This is a genomic window from Rhodococcus sp. NPDC003383 (genome assembly GCF_053589115.1).
Window position 1 is genome coordinate 206,478 of sequence record NZ_JBSFRG010000003.1, and the last position, 21,098, is coordinate 227,575.

Annotated in this window: 3 protein-coding genes; 1 reads left to right on the forward strand and 2 read right to left on the reverse strand. The window is 71.3% G+C overall.

The genetic code is table 11. The features are described from left to right. The first annotated feature begins 31 nt into the window (after positions 1 to 31). Entirely contained in the window at positions 32 to 547 is a 516-nt protein-coding gene (locus tag ACWDTS_RS04580; RefSeq protein WP_450108405.1) for an arsenate reductase/protein-tyrosine-phosphatase family protein, read from the forward strand. Here the strand turns inward: ACWDTS_RS04580 and ACWDTS_RS04585 are convergent. Continuing rightward, positions 515 to 2,083, reverse strand: a complete 1,569-nt coding sequence (locus ACWDTS_RS04585; protein ID WP_248674344.1) for a polysaccharide biosynthesis tyrosine autokinase — start codon at positions 2,081 to 2,083, stop codon at positions 515 to 517. The two genes, ACWDTS_RS04580 and ACWDTS_RS04585, sit on opposite strands and share 33 nt — an antisense overlap. Beyond that, positions 2,083 to 20,937 carry an amino acid adenylation domain-containing protein gene (locus tag ACWDTS_RS04590; protein WP_450117675.1) on the reverse strand — a complete coding sequence of 6,285 codons (18,855 nt, stop codon included), beginning with the start codon at positions 20,935 to 20,937 and terminating at the stop codon, positions 2,083 to 2,085. Before ACWDTS_RS04590 ends, ACWDTS_RS04585 begins: the two co-directional genes overlap by 1 nt. Positions 20,938 to 21,098: the final 161 nt, after the last annotated feature.

Sequence of the window (21,098 nt, forward strand, 5' to 3'; positions counted from 1 at the left end):
CGGCGGGCCGGGCGGTGCATAGGATCAGGCGATGCGGGTCCTCTTCGTATGCACGGGAAACATCTGCCGATCGCCCACGGCCGAGCTTCTGACCACGGCGTTCGCCGCCGAGGCCGGGCGACCGGATCTCACCGCGCACAGCGCCGGCACCCGCGCCCTGGTCGGTCACGGTATGGAATCGACGGCCGCGCTGGTGCTGCAGCAACTCGGCGGCGACCCGCACGGATTCACCGCCCGCCGGTTGACCCCGGCCATCGCGGAGGACGCCGACCTCGTCCTGACCATGTCCGAAGCCCATCGCTCGGCGGTGATCACCGCGGCCCCGCGGATGATGCGCGTCACGTTCACCCTTCGCGAGGCAGCCCGGCTGCAGCAGGCCAGTGGCGCCTCGACCGTCGCAGAACTGTCGGCGGCCCGGGTGCACGCGACGGCACCCGGGCTCGACGACATCACCGATCCGATCGGCTGCGACGAAGAGACCTTCGCCACGGTCGGAAGCGAGATCGCAGATCTTCTACTGCCCCTGCTGACCCGGATCCGCGACTGAGCTTCCGTTGAGCGGCCGCATCCGCGCCTGCACCACCGGCCGCTCCCCTGCCCGGGGAAGCACCACCTCCGGATAACTCGGCGCCACCGTGTAGGCGGGGACCGGGTTGGGGACCGGTGCCGCCTCCGACTCGACGCGCGGGGCCGCCACGACCGTGGCTGGGGTCGTCGCCTTGCCGGAATCGTCGGACTCGTAGAAGTACCGGTATTCGTAGGCGCCGGGCCCCTTCGACGGGGTCATCGTGATGATGGTGCCGAGCACCCGCACACCGGCACTATCGAGGTTGCCGACGGCGCGGACCATCTGTTCGCGCGTGGTCTTGCCGTGTCGTGCGATGACGAGTGCGCCGTCCGCGGCGGCACTGAGCACGACCGCGTCGGTCACCGGCAACAGCGGCGACGCGTCGATGATCACGTAGTCGAATCGTGCGCGGAGTTCCGCGATGACATGCTTCGCGGTTGCGGATCCGAGGAGTTCGCTCGGGTTGGGAGGCAGCGTCCCCGCGGCGAGCACCGTCAGATTCTCGAACCGAGTCGGCTGCAGCACATCGTCGAGCCCGGCCCGGCCGGACAATACGGTGCTGAACCCGGCATCGCCGAGCACACCGAGGTACTTCGAGACCCGCGGCCGGCGCAGATCGCCCTCCACCAGCACCACCGAATGCCCCGCCTCGGCGAGCACCAGGGCGGTGTTGATGGCCGTGGTGGTCTTGCCTTCGGCCGGGAGGGCGCTGGTGACGACGAGAACACGGGGCGGGTTGTCCACGTCGAGGAACTGAAGATTGGTGCGCAGCTCGCGATATGCCTCGGCGCTACCGGAATTCGCGTCCCGGAAGACGATCGCCGCCTCGTTCTGACGCTCCTTGTCGAGCGGGATCGTCCCGACCAGGCCGGCACCGGCGATGTCCTCGGCCGTCTTGCGATCCTTGACCGTGTTGTCGAGACGGTCACGCAGGACGGCGGCACCGATGCCGAGCAGAAGACCGACCAGAAGCCCGAGCACCAGATTGCGTTTCGTGTTCGGGGACACCGCAGCGGCCGGGGTGGTCGCGTACTGCTCGACGACGACGCGTGCCGCGGGCGCGCCCCCGTTCTCCGGGGTCTCCAGTTCACGTGCCATCATGACGAATTCGTCGGACAGGGCGTTCGCCAGATCGCGGGCGCGCTCCGGGGACGTGTCCGTGAGCGTGGTGTCGATGAGCACGGTGTCCGGCGCCGACGACGCCTTGACCTTGGCCGCGAGCCCGGCCGGAGTCAGATCGGTGATCCCGAGAGCGTCGAGCGTCCGTCCCGCCACGGTCGTGCCGGTGAGCAGCTTGGTGTACGAGGCGACGCGTTCCTGCGAAAACCGGTTGCCCTGGTAGATCTCGCTGACCGACGCGCCGGACGAGGTCGACACGAACAGCCGCGTCGATGCCTGGTACTGCGGTGTCGCGAGGAGCGAGGCGCCGAGTGCGCCGAGCAACACCACGACCGTCGTCACGGCGATGATCTTCCATCGTGCCTGCAGAATTCGCAGGTAGTCGTGTACTTCCATCAGGGTGTCTCCCTCGTTCCGATGACACTGCTACTACGCCCGGCGGGCGTGAATTGGTGGCAATTACTGTGAAACTGCCCGTGCTGCATCAGCGCGGGCGCGATCCGGCGAAGCGCGTCCGGCGTCGTCAGATCCGAATGTGCGAACGGCAGTGGATGTTCCACCACACCATCGGTTGCGTGGCGGTTCCACGCCGCGGCGAGCGCGGCCGGCCCGCGGTGCTCGGATTCGGCCGTGAAGAGATGGATCTCGCCGTCGTGGACGCCCGGAACATGCTGGCGCAGGGCGGTTTCGACGGTCACCGCGGCGGTGTCCGCACGCTCGCAAACCCGGGCGACGAGAGCGTCCGGCAATCCGGTGGTGTCGATCTCGGATTCACCGTAGGCAGGCTCGGGCACGTCCGGCACCAACTCCGCCGGGAACGTGTCGAGCAGCGCGAGCAGTGCGACGCGGTGTCCCGCCGCGCGCAGCTGCACCGCGATCTCGTGCGTGATCGTGCCGCCGGCGGACCATCCGAGGAGATGATAGGGACCGTCGGGTTGCACGGCGCGGATCCGGTCGACGTAGTGCGCGGCCAACTCCGAGATCGAGCCGGGGATCGGATCGAGTCCGACCGCCTGCAGCCCGTACACGGGTACACCGTCCAGATGCGCAGCCAAACCGGCGTAGCACCAGGCCAATCCGCTGATCGGATGCACGCAGAACAGGGGCCGCACGTCCGGGTCACCCGCCCCGAGAGGCACCAGCACCGCAAGGGGGTCCGGATTCGCGGTCGCGGTGGCGTCGCAATCGATCCGGCGGGCGAGCTCGTCGACAGACCGGGCGTCGAACAACCAGCCGACCGGAACGGTGCGCCCGAGCGCCTCGGACAACTCCCCCGCGACCGCGACGGTGCCGAGCGAACTGCCACCGAGATCGAAGAATCCGCGGTCGGCCGATACCGCACCGACCGGGATGCCGAGGTGCTGCGCGTAGACGGCGGCGACGGTGCGCGCGGTCGGTCCGCTCGGTGGAACGTGGTTCGCGGCGGACCACGAGGGGTCCGGTGCCGGTAGTGCCGCGCGGTCGACCTTGCCGGACGGCTGCAGGGGCAGTGCGTCGACGACGGTGACGGTGGCCGGTCGCAGATGACGCGGCAGGTGCGTGGCGAGCCGGCGGCGCAGACGGTCCGGATCGGGACGGCCCTGGACATACGAGGCGAGACAGATGTTTCCGTCCGCCGCGGGCACCGCGACGGTGACCGCGGCGTCGACGTCCTCGGCGGCGAGCAGCACCGCGTCGACCTCGGCGGGTTCGGTCCGGATACCGTGGATCTGCACCTGGTCGTCGACCCGTCCGACGTGTTCGAACTCGCCGGTGGCGCCGACCCGCACCAAGTCTCCGGTGCGGTACATCCGGCCGCCGGGTTTACCGAAGGGATCGGCGACGAATCGCGTTGCGGTGAGGCCGGTCCGACGGTGGTATCCGCGGGCGAGCCCGGCGCCGGTGACGTACAGCTCCCCCACCGTTCCGCGCGAAACCGGGTGCAGCCGCGCGTCGAGAACGTAACCGGTCGTCCCCGGAACGGGAAGGCCGACAGCCGGTTTCGCCGGGGTATCGGTCAGCGGCCCGGCACACGAGACCATGACGGTCAGCTCGGTCGGCCCGTACCCGTTGAAGAGGCGGTGCCGCGACCAGCGCCGGGCGAGCGCCGGATGCAGGGTCTCGCCGCCCGCCATCACCGTGGCGGGTGGCAGCGTGTCCGGGTCGAGGGTGGCGAGCACGGTCGGCGTGAGGCAGAAGTGATCGACGCGCGATTCGATCAGGAGGCGCTGCAGTGCGGGACCGGCGAACGATTCGTCGTCGGCGATCACCAGCGTGCCGCCGTGCGCGTGCGCGCCGAGCAGTTCCAGAACAGCGGCATCGAATGTGGTCGACGCCGCCTGCAATACGCGGTCGCCGGGGAAGATCCCGAGCCGTCGGCGGTGGACGTCGACGAGCGCGGTGATTCCGCGATGCGGCACCGTCACACCCTTCGGAGTGCCGGTGGTGCCCGAGGTGTAGATGACGTACGCGAGGTCGTCGACCGTCTGCTGCGGTTCCGGCGGCGGGGACCCGGCGTACGAGCCGGTCATGTCGATCCATTCCACCGCCTCGCGGCCCAACCGGCCGGCCGGGGCGGCTTGCGGCACGGTCAGGCCGACGGTCGCACCCGAATCGGCGAGGATCGCCTCGCTCCGCGCGGGCGGCTGGTGGACGTCGACCGACACCCAGGCCGCCCCGGCCCGCGTGACGGCCCAGACGGCGAGCGGCCAGTACGCACCGCGCGGCACCGCGACGGCGACGAGGTCGCCGCGGCCGACCCCGCGCGCCACCAGTTCGGATGCGATCCTCCCGGCGCGCGCGTCGAGTTCGGCGTAGGTCCATGCGACCGATCCGGCCTGCACGGCGATCGCTCGAGGATGGGCGACGGCCGTACCGGCCAGGATCTCCCGCAGGGTTCTCGGGGTCACCTCGGCCGCGCCGATCGGCTCGACGTCGGGGACGGCGAGGTCGCCGACGGGTCGGCCGGGGGTGGCCAGCGCCGCGTCCAGCAGCGCCACGTACTCCGCGAGGAGGGTCTCGACGGTCGTGGCGTCGAAGAGGTCGGTGGCGTAGACGACGCGCAGGTCGAGTCCGTGCGCCTCGTCGCCGGTGTGGTCCTCGACGATCTCCCAGGACAGGTCGAACAGTGCCGGTGGGGTTCCCAGCTCGGTGTCGCGAATGTGCATGCCGGGCAGCTGGGGCACGGGGTTCTCGGCTCCACCGGGGCGATGGGTGAGCATCACCTGGAACAGCGGATGGTGTGCGCTGTCGCGGTGCGGGGCCAGCCGCTCGACGACCTGCTCGAACGGGACGTCGGCGTGGGCGAGCGCACCGAGGTCGGCGGCACGCACCTTGCGCAGCAGGTCGGTGACGGTGGCGGCCGGGTCGACGGGGGTGCGCAGCGCGACGGTGCCGACGAACATGCCGACGAGTGCGGACAGCCGCGGATCGCTGCGTCCCGCGACCGCCGTGCCGACGACGATGTCCGATCGACCGCTGCGGCGGGCGAGCAGCGCCGCGAGGACCGCGTGGAGCAGCATGAAGGTGGTCACGTCGTGGGCGCGGGCGACGGTGCGCAACCGGGTGTGGAACTCCGCGTCGAGGTGTACTGCGGTCGCATCCCCCTCGAACGTCGGCCGGGCCGGGCGGGGACGGTCGGTGGGCAGCGGGAGCGGCGTGTCCGGTACCCCTGCCAGGGTCGTCGCCCAGTAGTCGAGCTGACGGTGCGCCGCCGAGCCGGGTTCGGTGTGGTCTCCGAGGAACTCGTGCTGCCGGCGTGCATAGTCGCGGTAGGTCACCGGCAGCGGTTGCCAGGTCGGCGTCGTTCCGCCCACGCGAGCCCGGTAGGCGGTCTGCAGGTCGGCGAGCAGGGGCCCGACGGAGGCACCGTCGAAGGCGATGTGATGGACCGCAGCGACGAGGATGCGATCGTCGCGGGCGACGTCGAGCAGGCGGATGCGCAGCGGTGGTTCGGTATCGAGGTCGAACGGCGCGGTGAGCGTCTCGGTGACGGCCCGATCCGGGTCCGATGTCGAAATATGTTCGAGGACAGGATAATCCACGAGTGCGAAATTGCCGTCGGGATAGGCGGTGCGCAGGATCTCGTGACGGTCGCACAGATCGCGCACGGCCGTAGCGAGGGCATCGACATCGAGGTCGCCGGTCACGCGCAGGACCACCGGGACGATGTAGCGCGCGTCGGGTTCGGTACGCGACAGCAGCCACAGGCGTCGCTGGGCGGGGGCGATCGGCACCGGGCCGGTCGTGTCGGCGCGCCGCAGCGGCGGCGGCACCGGTCCGGTGGTGACGTGGGCGGCGAGCGCGGCGAGGGACGGCGCCTCGAGGACCGCCCGCGTCGGCACCTCGGTCCCGAACGCGTCCGACAGGCGGGCGGCGAGAACGACCGCGCCGAGGGAATCGCCTCCGGCGGCGATGAATCCGCGGTGCGCGGCCGGACGGATGCCGAGCACGTCCTCGGTGATCGTGACGACCAACTTCTCGGCGGCGGTCAATTCGGGTTCCGCGACCTCGGCTGCTGCCGTGTCGAGCCCGGCCAACGCGTCGAGATCGAGTTTGCCGTTGGGGGTGACGGGCAGCTGCGGCACCACCCGCACTCGTGACGGCATACGGTGCGGCGGAACGATTTCCGCGATCGCGGCGGTGACCTCGTCGGCGGTGACGCCGGTGGCGGCGAACGCGACGAGCGCGTCGTCGACCGCGACGACGGCAGCCTGCCGGACGCCGTCCACGCCGAGCAGCGCAGCCTCGAGCTCGCCGGGTTCGATACGGACCCCACGGATCTTCAGCTGCCGGTCGGTCCGGCCGAGATACGCGAGGGTTCCGTCGGTGCGGCGGTGCACGCGGTCCCCGGTGCGGTACATCCGTTGCCCGCCGGCCGCCGCGACGAACCGTTCCGCGGTGAGAGCCGGGGCGTCGAGGTAGCCGAGCGCCAGCCCGGCGCCCGCGAGATAGAGCTCACCGACCGCGCCATCGGGCACCGGGCGCAGGCGCGCGTCCAGGACGTGTGCGGTCGTGCCGGGAATCGGCTCGCCGATCCCGGCCGCCCCGTGACCGTCGATTTCCGTGAGGGTCGCGACGATCGTCGACTCGGTCGGCCCGTACGCGTCGAGCATCAGCCGGCCCGCGGCCCAGCGTTCGGCGAGCCGGGCGGGAAGGGCTTCACCGCCGGATGCAACGACCCGCAGGTCGGACAAACCGGCCGGATCGAGGGTGCCCAGCACCGTCGGCGTCGACAGGTAATGGGTGATGCTTTCCTCGCGCAACAGCCGGTGCAGGTCCTGCCCGGCGTACACGTCCGACGGTGCCACGACGAGGGTGGCGCCGGTGGTGTGCGCGAGCAGCACCTCGAGCAGCGCCGCGTCGAACGCCGGGTGGTATCCCTGCAGCACCCGGTCGCCGGGGCCGACGCGGTAGCGAGCCGCGGCCTCGGCCGCCAGCGGTGCGAGTCCCACGTGGGTGACGGCGACCAGTTTGGGGGCGCCCGTCGAACCCGACGTCGCCACGATGTACGCGACGTTCGGCGGGCAGGTGGTGGCGGCCGCGGATCCCGTGAAGGCCGCGCCGGTCTTGGTCGCCGCCCACAGGGCGCGGATACGGTCGGCACTGCGTGTCTCGCCGAGCGTGACGACGCTGCCGGGACCGATTCCCGCGGCACACCATTCGGCGGCGAGTGCATCGGACGCGGCGTCCAATTCCCGGTACGTGAGCGCGATTCCGTCTCCGCGCACGGCCTCTCGTGCGGGGTGGGCCGCGGCCGCCGCGCGCAGGAGGTCGGCGAGGAGGCGCGGCGCAACCGGCGCGCCACCGGTCAGTGGCGCGGCGGCGACGTCGAACGGTACGTCGCCGACAGATGCGTGCGGATCGTCCACGAGCCCGGCGAGCACGGCGGTGAACCGCCGGGCCAGCGTCCGGGCCGTGGCGGCGGCGAACCGGGATCGATCGAACCGCAGCGCCGCGAGGTATCCGTCACCGCTCGGGGCGAAGGTGAACTGGAGGTCGAATTTCGGTGTGTCGTCCACGATTTCGCGCGCTGCGATGGTGAGATCCCCGAGCTGCGCGTGGCCGGGATCGAAGTCCTGCATCGCCAGCGCCACCTGCGGCGGCGGTCCCGTGAGCATTCCGGCGAGTTGCTCGTAGGGCACCGTCGCGTGATCGAGGGCCGCGACGTCGAAGGCACGGACCGCTTCGACGAGTTCGGTGAACGACCGGTCGGGAGCCACTGCGGTGCGCAGGATCAGGGTCTCGACGAACGGTCCGACGAGGTCGTCGAGTTGCGCCCAGCGGCGGGTCGACACGACGGCGGCGACCGCGACGTCGTGCTGGGCACCGACGCGGGCCAGCAGCACCGACAGCGCGGCGTGCACGACCATGAACTCGGTGGCACCCGTCGTGCGGGCGAGCGACGCGACCGCGTCGCGGACGGGGGCCGGAACGGCGAATTCGATCGTCCCCGCGACCGGCTCGCCGCCGGTGTGGTCGGTGGGGAGTTCGGTAACGGTCAGTCCGTCGAGGGCCCGCTGCCAGTGGTCGACGTCCGCGGCGGGAATTCCGCGCGCGTGCTCCCAGAGCGCGTAGTCGGCGTACTGCAACGGCAGCGGTAGCCACCGGGGCGCGTGCCCGGCGGTGCGCGCGAGATAGGCCTCGGCCAGATCCCCGAGCAGCGGTCGCAGCGACGCACCGTCCGCCAGGGAATGGTCGACGTCGAGATGCAGGACGTGCAGGTCGTCGCCGAGCCGTTCGAGCTCCACCCGGATCGGGGTGTCGGATCGGCCCGCGGTCGTCGGCGCGCGGCCGGAATCGCGGGATCGCACGACCACCGAGGGACGTTCGTGTACCTCCTGATGCACGTCCGTGCCGGCCACGACGTATCGGGTCCGGAGGATCTCGTGCCGGTCCAGCACGTCGCCGATCGCGGCGTCGAGAGCGACCGGGTCGAGCGGGCCGCCGAGCCGGATCTCGGCCCGTAACCGGTACGCCCCCGGGTCGAGGCGGCCGAGTCCCCACAGGCGTCTTTGGGCGCGGCTCAACGGGATGAGCGACGGCCGGGGCGCCACCGCGACCGGTCCGGCAGCGACGTCGAACCCTCCCGCATCGATCGCCGCGGCGAGCGCCTCGACGGTGGGATGGTCGAACACGGTGCGCAGCGGCACGGCGATGCCGGTCTCCTCACGCAGCCGTCCCACCAGGACCGTGGCCAGCAGCGAGTTCCCGCCGACGGCGAAGAAGTCGTCGTCACGTCCCACCGGCGCGCTGCCCCCGAGGACGTCGGCGCAGACACGGGCCACGAGGGATTCGGTTCCGGTCCGCGGCGCGGAGCCACCGCGGCGGGCCGACGCCGGAAGCGCGGCCACGTCGAGCTTGCCGTGCGAGGTGAGCGGCAGCGCGTCGAGGGTGACGACGACGGACGGAATCAGGTGACCGGGCAACGTCCGAGACAACCGGGACCTGGCCTGCCCGGCGTCGACGTCCGCCGGTACGACGTACGACACGAGCGCCCCGTCGCGCACCACGGTCGCGGCCTGTTCGACCCCCGCGAGGCGACGCAGCGCGGCATCCACCTCGCCGGGTTCGATGCGGACACCCCGCAGCTTGACCTGGCCGTCGCTGCGGCCGCGGTACTCGAGGGTGCCGTCGCGGCGCCACCGTGCCCGGTCGCCCGTGCGGTACATCCGACCGTGGTCGGTCGCAACGAAACGCTCCGCGGTCCGCCCCGGTGCCCCGCGATAGCCCTGGGCGAGCCGCTCCCCCGACAGATACAACTCACCCACCACTCCGACGGGCACCGGCCGCAGCCGGTCGTCCAGCACCACGGCCGCGACACCGCGCACGGGGTGACCGATCACCGGTGTGTCCCCGGGCGTCAGCGGCGCCGAACAGGTCGCGAAGACCGTGGCCTCGGCGGGACCGTAGCCGTTGTAGAGCGCACGGCCGGTACCCCACCGGGCGACCGCTTCGGCGGGGACCGTCTCGCCGCCGAGCATGAGCACCCGAAGATCCGGGAGGTCACGGGCGGGCAGGCTCGCGAGCACGGACGGCGTGAGGCACGCATGCGTGATGCGTTCGCGGGCGAGCAGATCGCCGAGACCCGCGCCGCCGTAGCTGTCCGGGCCGGCCACCACCAGCGTCGCACCGGCCGTGCCCGCAACGAGCAGTTCGAGCACTGCGGCATCGAAACTCGGTGCGGCGACCTGCAACACGCGATCGCCCGGTCCCGCCGCGAAACGCTCGGTGAGGTCCGCGACGAGTGCCGCGACCGCGCGGTGGCCGATCGTGACTCCCTTGGGATTCCCGGTGGTACCCGAGGTGAACACGAGGTAGGCGGGCGCGTCCGGGTGCGGCTCCGGAACCTCGGCGGGTTCGGCCGCGACCGCGCCGGTCTCGTGGATGTCGAGCCACTGCACCGATGACGGCAACGAGTCCTTCTGTGCTGCAACCCCGTACATCACGCCGTCGAGCATCGCGGCGAGCCGTCCGGTGGGTTGTGCCGGATCGACGAACATCGGCGCGGCACCGAGGCGGGCGATGCCCCATGTCGCGACGACCGTTTCGAGCGACCTGGGCAGGGCGCACACGACGACGTCCCCGGTTCGCGCTCCGGCTGCCCGGAGCCGGGCCGCGAGATCTTCGGCTCGGTCGAGCAGCTGGGGGTAGGTCAGCTCCCGCGACCCGTCGCGCACCGCGCCGCCGGCGCCCGCGCGCGCGGCGCCGGCGGCGAACAACTGCCACAGCGAGTGCGGCTGCGGCGCAGCCGGTCCCACCGCCGGGGCCGACGCGGCGCGTTCCCGGGCGGAGAGCAGGTCGATGTCGTCGATCCGCGTCTCCGGATCCGCGACGACCGCACGCAGGATCGTGTCGAAGCGCTCCGCGAACGTCGCGACCGTATCGTCGTCGTAACAGTCTGCTGCGCAGGCGAATTCCAGCTCGATACCGCTCGCGGTCTCCGTGACCGTGAGCTGCACGTCGAACTTCGCGTGGTCGTCCGGACCCGGCGCGACCGTCACGGCGACACCGGGCAGGACGACACCCGCGACGGCCGGGCGGCGGTGCGACAGTGCCACCTGGAACAGCGGGTGACGTGCCGCCGTGCGCGGCGGATCGAGCCGCTCGACGAGTGTCTCGAACGGCGCGTCCGGGTGGGTGTAGGCGTCGACATCGACGGCACGGACCTGGGCAAGCAGATCCGCGAACCGCACCCCGGGCTCGACCCGGGTGCGCAGCACGAGGGTGCCCGCGAACATCCCGACGACGTCGTCGAGCCGCGGATCCGACCGCCCCGCGACGACGGTGCCGATCGGGATGTCGCGACCGGCACCGTGCCGGACCAGCAACGTCGCGAGGGCCGCGTGCACCACCATGAACACGGTGGCGTCGTGGTCGCGTCCCAGCCGGACCAGCTGCCCGCTCAGGTCCCTGTCCAGGAGCAGCCGGTGAACGGCGGCACGGCCGCTCGCATGGGCGGGGCGCGGACGGTCGCCGGGCAGGGTGACCTCGTCGGGCAGATCGGCCAGGACACGTAGCCAGTGCTCGACCTCGCCGTCGGCGATCGCGTGCTGCCATCGCGCGAAATCGGTGTACTGCAGGGGCAGCGGCTCGAACCGCGGGTGGTGACCGTCGTCGCGCGCGGTGTAGGCGGTGACGAGATCGCGCAGCAGCGGCGTGAGCGACCATTCGTCGGCGGCGATGTGGTGGACGACGACGACGAGCACGTGCCGCTCGGCCGCGAGGCGCAGCAGCCGCATCCGCACCGGCAGGTCGATGGTGAGGTTGAATCCGGCAGAGCAGAATTCGTGTATCAGCCGCTCCGATTCCCCGCCCGGGGCGTCGATCGTCTCGAAGGGCGGACGCGGTACCGGCGACAGAATCTGCCGGTCGGCCTCGGGATGGACCGTGCGCAGCGTGCGGTGCCGATCGAGGACGTCGGACACCGCGGCGGCCAACGCGTCCACGTCGAGCGGCCCGTCGAGGTGCAACACGAACGGCAGGTTGTACGCCGCCGAAGCAGGATCGAACCGGTTGACGAACCACAGCCTCCGCTGCGCCGGTGAGAGAGGCGCCGGAGCGTCACCACCCGCAGTCATCGGGATCCGTGTGCGTCCCCGGCCGGCACGCTCGGCGACGCACTCGGCGAGACCCGCGACGGTCGGGTCGTCGAAGACGTCGCGGACGGTGACGTCGGCGTCGGCGATGCCGCTGAGGCGCCCGGCGAGACGGCTCGCGAGCAGGGAGTTGCCGCCGAGGTGGAAGAAGTTGTCGTCGGCGGCCGGGACGACCTCGGATCCGGTGTCGCGCAGCAGTTCCCGGATCACCCCTGCCACGAGTTCCTCGACCGGTCCGCGCACCGCCCGGCCGCAGGAAGAGGAAGCACCGGGTTCCGGCAGGGCCGCGCGATCGAGCTTCCCGTTTCCGGTGAGCGGCAGCGCGTCCAGCACGACCGCGGCGGACGGAACCAGGTACTCGGGCAGGGTGCGGCGGACCTCGCGCAGCGCATCGGCAGCGGATCCGCCGACCAGATAGGCGACGAGCCGATCGTCGCGCAGGATCACCGCGGCCGCCGTGACGCCCGGGCAGCGCAGCAGGGCCGCTTCGATCTCACCGGGTTCGATGCGGTAGCCGCGCAGCGTGATCTGCTGGTCGGCGCGTCCGAGGTGGTGCACGACGCTCCCGGTCCGGCGGGCCAGGTCTCCGGTCCGGTAACGGCGCGTGCCGCCGGGGCCGGCGACGAATCTGGCTGCGGTCGCTCCCGGACGGCCGCGATAGCCGCGTGCGAGCTGGTCACCGGCGATGTAGATCTCGCCGGCACTGCCGGGAAGTACCGGGCGCAGGGCCGCGTCGAGCAGGTGCATCCCGACCCCGGGCAGCGGTGCACCGACACCCGGCGTCACGGCCGGACCGCACGTGACGTGGACGGCGGTTTCGGTGATGCCGTACATGTTCACCATCACGAGTTCGGGCCGCTGCTGTTGCCAGGATCGGGGCAGCTCGGGGTCGAGCGGCTCCCCACCGAAGACGACCACGCGCAGCGATTCCGGAGGCGCGGTGGCCGCGCTCAGCTGAACGAAAGCCGTCGGTGTCTGGTTGAGCACGGTGACCCCGTGCCGCTCGAGCAGGGCCGCGAACACCGCGGGATCCCGGGCGGTGAGGTGGTCGACCACGACGAGACGTCCGCCGGTGATCAAAGCGCCCCACATCTCCCACACGGAGAAGTCGAAGGCCGGTGAGTGGAACATCGTCCACACGTCCGACTCGCCGAATCCGAAGCGGGAGATCGTCGCAGCGAACACGCTCAGCACGCTGCGGTGGGTGACGAGCACTCCCTTGGGGGCGCCCGTGGACCCGGAGGTGTAGATCAGGTAGGCACCGTGGTCCGGATCCGCGGATGCGTCGTGGTCGCCGTCCTGCACGAGGGCGGCGGACGGGTCGAGCGTCGGAATGCCTCCGGCCGCGCGGAAATCACTGTCGCACACCACCAATTCGGGACGGGCATCGTCCAGCAGTGCGCGCAGCCGGGCGTCGGGATGGGTGACGTCGATCGGCAGGTACACCGCCCCGCACCGGGCGACCGCGACGATCGCGACGACCAGGTCGACGGTTCGGGGCAGGGCGACCGCGACCACGTCCTCCGGTCCGATGCCGCGCTCGGCGAGCAGCGCAGCCAGTGCACCGGATCGCGCCCGCAGTCGGGCGTAGGTCAGTGCGGCGCCCTCGTCCACGACCGCGACCGCCTCCGGTGTCGCGGCGGCACGGCGGAGGAAGAGTTCGGGCAGCGACCGGCCGTCCGGACGCGGAGCCCGTTCGCTCTCCGGTTCGGCGACCGGACCTCGCGGATCGACCGCTCCGACGGCCGTCGTCGGGTCCGCCGTCACGATCTCGAGGATGCACACCAACCACGCCGCCCACGCCGTGACGGTACCGGCGTCGAACAGGCCGGACGCGTAGGTGAGCGTGCCGTTCAACCCCGCGGGAGCCCCGGTCTCGGACGACGTCTCGCGCAGGGTGATCTCCACGTCCACCCGTGCGGTGTCGGGGAGGATCTCGCGCACGGTCGCGAGGCCCGGAACGGTGCGGGTGCCGGTGTCGAAGGACTCGTAGGCGAGGATCACCTGGATCAGGGGATGGTGGCCGGTCGCGGAGTGGCCGACCGTGTCGACGATGCGATCGAACGGGACGTCGGCGTGGGCGAATGCCTCCAGATCGACGCGGCGCACCTCGGTCAGCAACCCGGCGAACGTCTCCCGTGGATCGACGGTCAGCCGCAGTGGGACCGTGTTCACGAACATGCCGACGACGTCGTCGAGCGCCGCGTCGGTGCGGCCGGAGACAGGGGTGCCGACGACGACGTCGTCGGTGGCGGCGAGTGACGCCAGCAGCAGTGCCAGGGCCGCGTGCACGATCATGAAGGGCGTGACATCGTGGGCGCGAGCGAGTTTCGCCACCGCGGAATGCAATTCGATGGGGACGTCGAATTCGATGTGGCCGGCACCGGTGTCGGCGCCGATCCGAGGGCGGTCGGTGGGCAGTGGGAGCAGGGGCGGGACACCGCCGAGGGTTCGCGCCCAGTAGGCGAGTTGTCGTGCGCCGAGGCCGTCCGGGTCCGTGGGTGCGCCCAGCGTCCGGTGCTGCCAGCGCGCGTAGTCGGCGTAGGTCACCGGTAGGGGCGTCCAACCGGGGGCGACTCCCGCGCGGCGTGCCGTGTAGGCGGCGACGGCGTCGCGTCCCAGCGGTCGCAGGGACAGCCCGTCGGCGGCGATGTGGTGCAGCACCACGACCAGTCGATGCCGGGTGCCGGTGCGGTACAGGCGGATACGAACCGGCGGTTCGGCCGTCAGGTCGAAGGGGCGCCGCGCGAAGTCGGCGATCTCGTGGTCCGGGTCTGCCGCCTCCACGGGAGCGAGGTCGACCGGGATCTCGGGCAGCACGTGCATGCGCGGGCCGTCCGGTCCGTCGGGGTGGACGGTCCGCAGGGTCGCGTGCCGGTCGACGACATCGGCGACGGCGGCCTGCAGGGCACCGAGGTCGACGTCGCCGTCGAGTTCGGCGACGAACGCTATGTGGTCGCCGCCGGCACCGGCTGCGGTGTCGACACGGTTGACCAGCCACATGCGTTGCTGTGCGGGGGCGAGTGGTTGTGGGGCGTCGTCGATCTCGTTGACCAGCGGGACGCGCTGTTCCGCTGCGGTGTTCGTGATGGCCTCGGCGAGGTCCGCGACGACCGGGTTCTCCAGAATTTCCCGTACTCCGATGCGCCGTCCGACGATGCCGGCGAGCCGCGCCGCCAACTGGGTCGCGATCAGCGAGTTCCCGCCGAGCGCGAAGAAGTCGTCGCCCGGTGCGACGGTCGGCACGTCGAGCACGTCCGCGACGACCGTCGCGACGAGATGCTCGGTGACCGTGCGGTATCCGTCGCCGTCGGAGGTGACCAAGATGTCCGCGACCGGCAGAGCCGCGCGGTCGATCTTGCCGGTCGAGGTCAGCGGCATCGCGTCGAGGACGGTGACCGTGGTCGGCACCATGTGCCGCGGCAGCCGTGCCGCGACGTACTTCCGGATCGCCTCCGGGTCGACGTCGCCGGACCCCGTCACGAATGCGGCGAGCCGTCCCTCGTGTGCGATCGTGACGGCTGTGGTGATCTGCGGATGCGCGGCCAGGACTGCGTCGATCTCGCCGGGTTCGATGCGGAATCCGCGGATCTTGATCTGCTGGTCGGCGCGCCCGACGAACTCCAGCACCGGTCCCGGGTCGCCGTGTGGGGACCAGCGGACGAGGTCACCGGTGCGATACATGCGTCCGCCGCCGAAGGGATCGGCCGTGAACCGTTCCGCCGTCAGGGCGGGCGCATCGAGATAGCCGCGGGCCAGGCCCGCCCCGACCAGGTACAGCTCGCCGGTGACACCGATCGGGACGGGCCGCAGACGCCGGTCCAGCACGATCGGGGTGACGCCTTCGAGCCCTGTCCCGAGGTTCAGCGGTTCACCGGGCGTCAGCGGCGTGCTGGCGGTGGCCAGCACAGTGGTCTCGGTCGGTCCGTAGACGTTCAACACGGTGCGGCCCGGTGCCCAGCGCGCCGCGGTCTCCGTCTGCCACGCTTCGCCGCCGACGGCGAGGACCCGCAGGTCGTCGAGACCGGCCGGGTCGACGCGGGCCGGCACGGACGGTGTCGTGAACCAGTGCGTGATCCGCTCTGCCCGAAGCAGTTCCAGGAGTTCGTTACCACCGAATACGTCGTCCGGTGCGACCACGAGGGTTCCGCCGGAGGCGAGCGCGAGAAGGTACTCGAGCACCGAGGCGTCGAATGCGGGGGCCGCGAAGTGCAGCACCCGTGCGTCCGGCGCCGGCCGGAACCGCTCGACCAGCGACCGTGCCAGCGGCGCCAGTCCGCGGTGGGTGATCACGACGCCTTTCGGCCGACCCGTGGACCCCGAGGTGTACACCAGGTAGGCGGCGTGGTCGGGATGCACGGGGCGTGTCCGGTCCGCGTCGGTGATCTCGCGCATGCATCCGTGCGTGACGAACGGGATCGATTCGATCCCCGCCGGGACCGGGGTGCCCGGGTCGCTGATCGCGTGCCGGACGCCGGAAGCGGCGAGGAGTTCGGCGATCCGCGGGGCGGGCTGGCCCGGGTCTACGGGTACGAACGCGGCACCCGTCAGCGCGATCGCGGCGATCGCGAGCACCGACTCGATCGAGCGGGGCAGCAGCACCGCCACACGGTCCTCCGGCCCGATTCCCCGGCCGAGCAGTTCCCATGCCAGCGGTCGTGCCGCGGAACGGATTTCGACCGGTACTCCACCGGGAGCTGCCACCCGCGCCGGGTTGTCGCCGAGCAGTTGCGCCAGGGTTGCGACGGGACCGGCCGGTGCGAGCACGACCGGTACGGCACCGAGGTCGATGTCGCCGACGGCCTCCGTGGGGTCGGCGGCCACTGCACTGATCACGGTGCCCAGTCGCTGCACCCATCGCGTGACCGTGTCCGGTTCGAACAAGGCGCTGTCGTACACGAGACGCCCGGCGAGCGCACCGTCGCCGGTTTCGCGGACGTCGAGTTCGATGTCGAAACGTGCTCGTACGGAGGGGAATTCCTGCACTCTCACGTCGAGTCCGGGAAGCACCGGGTCGGTGTGCGGCAGACTGTTGTAGCTCAGCATCACCCCGAGCGGACCGAACCCGACACTCTCGACGACCTGATCGAACGGCACGTTCGCGTGGGTGAATGCCTCGACGTCGGTGGCACGGACATCGGCGAGCAGGGCGGTGAAGGGCGCCTCGGGGTCGACGGTGACGCGCAGGGCGACGGTACCGACGAACATCCCGACCAGACCGGCGAGGTCGGGATGATCGCGGCCGGCGACACCGGTACCGACGACGACTTCTCGCTCCCCCGTCCACGCGGACAACCACACGGCGACAGCGGCGTGCACGGCCATGAAGGTCGTCGCGTCGTACCGGGCCGCGAGCGTCCGGAGCGCGGCGACCCGGCGGGCGGGCACGGTGAACTCGACGGAGGCCGGAGCTCCGGGCGTTCCGGTACGGGGACGGTCGGTGGGCACCGAAGGCGCGGAATCGAGCCCGGCCAGAGCGTCTTTCCAGTACTCGAGTTCGCGATATGCGAGAGCGGCCGGGTCGGCGGGGTCTCCGAGCCGGTCCCGGTGCCGGCGCGCGTGGTCGTGGTAGTGCAGCGGCAACGGGGCCCACGGCGGGGCGTCACCGCAGCGCCGCGCGGAATACGCGGTGGCGAGATCCACCGTCAGGGGAAGGAACGATGCACCGTCCACCGCGACGTGGTGCGCGACGACGACGAGCACGTGCCGGTCCGGACCCGTTCGCAGCAACCGCATGCGCAGCGGCACGTCGCCGGCCAGGTCGAACGGCGCCGCGGTCCACTGCCGGACCAGCGCCTCCACGTGGTCCGGAGCCGCCTGGACCGGAACGATGCGGAAGGCGGCAAGCGCCTCGGCGATCGGCAGGACCCGCTGCACGGGCCCAGCCGACGACAGCGGCAGGACGGTGCGCAGCACCCGGTGGCGGATCACCACATCGGTCAGCGCGACCTGCAGGGCCGGGACGTCCAGATCCCCGTCGAGATGCAGAACGAACGGCAGGTGGTACGCGCCGGTGTCACCGTGTGCGCGGGCCTGCAGCCACAACCGGTACTGGGCGGGTGCGAGCGGCGCCGGCCCCGGTTCCTCGGACCGGACATCCGGATCGACCGCGCGCGGTCGCTCGGCGGCGGCCGCAGCGAGACGAGCGACGGTCGGATGGTCGAAGACGTCCCGCAACCGCACGTCGCGCCCCAGCGCGGAAGCCAGGTCCGCAGCGAGTTGTGTTGCGGTGAGCGAATGTCCGCCGACGACGAAGAAGTCGGTGTCGGCCCCCACGTCCTCGACCCCGGTGATCTCGGTGAACAACCGGGCGACGAGCGTCTCGTTCGGTCCGGCCGGGGGTCGATGTCCGATCGCGGGTTCGATGGTGGGGGCGGGCAGCGCACGCCGGTCGATCTTGCCGCCGGGCGTCAGCGGCAACGCCTCGAGGACCGTCGTCGTCGCCGGCCTGAGGTGGGCAGGCAGCCGCCGGGCGAGCCGTGCCGTCACCTCGGCCACGTCGACGACCGCCGATTCGGCAGGAACGACGTACGCGGCGAGGCGATCACCGTGCACGACGACCACTGCCGCGGTGATCTCGGCGAACGAGGTGAGCACCGCTTCGATCTCGCCGGGTTCGATCCGCCGACCGCGGATCTGCACCTGGCGATCGGCGCGTCCGAGGAAGTCGAGGCGTCGTTCGCCGGTGTCGGGGTCCCGGGTCCAGCGCACGAGGTCGCCGGTGCGGTAGACCCGCTCCCCCTGCGGTCCCGCGACGAACCGCTCGGCGGTGCGAGCCGGAGCATCCAGATAACCTCGGGCGACCCCCGGTCCCGCGACATACAGTTCGCCCACCACACCGGCAGGGACGGGGTGGAGCCTGGTGTCGAGCACGTAGGCAGCCGTGCCGGCGATCGGACGCCCGATCGGCACTCCGGAACCGGGTCGCAGCGGGTCACTGACCGTCGCCAGCACCGTGGTCTCCGTGGGCCCGTAGGCGTTGAGCAGGATCCGGCCGGGCGACCAGCGGTCGGCGACCGCCGCAGACAGGGCCTCGCCGCCCGAGTCGACGACCCGGAGGTGGGGCAGGTCCGCTTCCGGGGTGGCGGCCAGGATCGCGGGGGCCGTGATCGTGTGGGTGATCGCCTCCCGTCGGAGCAGATCTGCGAGCGCGGGACCGGCGACCGCGTCGGCCGGGCAGATCACCACGGTCGCGCCCGCGTCGAAGGCGAGCAGCAGTTCCTGCAGTGACGCGTCGACCGTGGGCGCGGCCAGGTGGAGCACGCGCGATTCGCGATCGGCGCAATACTTCTCGCGCAGGGTCGCGACGAGCGAGGCCACTCCCCTGTGGGTGACGGCGACCGCCTTCGGCACACCGGTGGACCCGGACGTGTGGATGACCCAGGCGGGATGGTCGAGGTGCAGGTCGCGGAGCCGGTCCGCCGGAGTGAAGGGAGCGGCGCGTCCGGTGGACGGCGCTACGAGGGTGACGTGCGCGGGCAGCACGACGTCCGGCCCGGCGACCACGATCTCGGCGGAACGCAGCAGTTCGTTCAGGCGCGCCCCGGGCAGATCCGGGTCGATCGGCGTATAGGCCGCGCCGGTCTTCGCAACGGCCCACAGTGCCACCACCGACTCCACCGAGCGGTGCAGGATCACCGCGACCCTGTCTTCGGGTCCGGCTCCGGCTGCGACGAGCCGTCGCGCCAGGTCGTTCGAACGGGCATCGAGCTCGCGATAGGTCAGGGACGACGTGGCATCGCGCACCGCGATCGCGTCGCTGTCGGCATGGGCTGTGAGCAGATCCGGCAGCAGTTCCGGTGCCGCTGCCTCGGGGCCGTGCGCGGGAACCAGCCCGGCCAGGTCCGCCGCATCCCCGAACGGTAGGTCGCCCAGTGCGCGATCGGGATTCGCGACGAACCGGGCCAGGTGATCGAGGAACAACCGGTGGTGCCGAGCGAGTGATTCCTCGCTGTAGAGCGCGGGATCGGCTTCGAAATCCACCCGGACGGTGCGGCCGGCGACGCCCGGATACACATTGACGGACAGATCCTCGATCGGCCCGGTGGACTGTACGTGGAAGTCGCCGACGATCTCACCGAAAGTGATCTGCGGGTGGAACATCATCAGGTTGACGACCGGGCCGAACGCGCTGCGGGTATCTCCGTGCTCCCGGCCGAGCTCTCGCAGGTCCGCGAGCATGTCCTCGTACCGGTAACGCTGGTGCCGCAGGGCTCCCGTCAGCTCCACCTGCACCCGCCGGATCAGCTCGGTGGGTGTCAGGCCGGGATCGACCTGCAGCCGCAGCGGCACGACGTTGGACAGCGTTCCACCGGACCGGCGCAGCGACGCGGTGGTCCGCGCCGAGACCGGAAGGCTCAGTACCACATCCGACGTTCCGGTGGTTCTCGCCAGATAGGCGGCGAAGGCGGAAACGACGACGGGCACATCCGTCGAGTTCACCTCGTGTGCAAGGGCGGCGACGGCCCGGGCCGTGGCGGGCTCGAGCAGTGCTCCGGTGTGCCGGCACGGCATCCGTGGCGGCGCCGATCCTTCCGGCCGAGACGACCCGTCCGCAAGCGACAGCGGATCGGGCAGATCGGCGAGTCGCTGCATCCAGTGCACCCGGTCCCGCAGGCGCCGATCCGAAACCTCGTACGCGGCATCCATCTCGCGCAATCGGGCGACGGTGAGGCCGCGGAAAGGTGGTGGCTCGGCACCGTCGACCCAGGCCGTGTACAGCTCGGCGCTGCGCTCGAGCATCACCATGGCGCCGTGCCCGTCGAGTGCGATGTGGTGGGCGTAGCTCGACAGGAAGAACCTCTCGTCGGCCAACTGCAACAGTGTCGTTCCGATGAGCCTGTCGCGCAACGGATCGAGACGACGGGAGTACGTCCGGGTCATCCACCGGTGCGCAGCGCCCTCCGGATCCTCGGATTCGCGGAGATCGACGTAGCCGACCGAATCCGGGACGTCCGGACGGACCGTCTGATAAGTGCGGTTTCCGATTCTCTCGAGGAAGAGAAAGCCGGACTCGACGTCCCGCGCGGCCTGCTCACACGCCGCGCGGATCAGCCGTGTATCGAGATCGCCTCTCAGTTCGAGATATTGGGCGATGGTGTAGGGAATCTCCGGCTGCAACTCCTGGGCGTACCAGAGACCGCGCTGGACCGAAGACAGCAGAATACGACGCACTGTCCTCCCCTCACATCGCCCGACAACGACAAACCACGGACGAGTGGAACCACGAAGAGACCTCCCCGACCGAGATCGCGACGAAGCCTCCCAACAACGTCGACGACCGATAGTTCGCAAGTGTACTTACCGTAGGCCGTCGACACCACTTGAACGACCGG

Coding starts and splice junctions, on each gene's coding strand:
- ACWDTS_RS04580 (WP_450108405.1), top strand. CDS start 32: ATGCGGGTCCTCTTCGTATGCACGGGAAACATCTGCCGATCGCCCACG.
- ACWDTS_RS04585 (WP_248674344.1), bottom strand. CDS start 2,083: ATGGAAGTACACGACTACCTGCGAATTCTGCAGGCACGATGGAAGATC.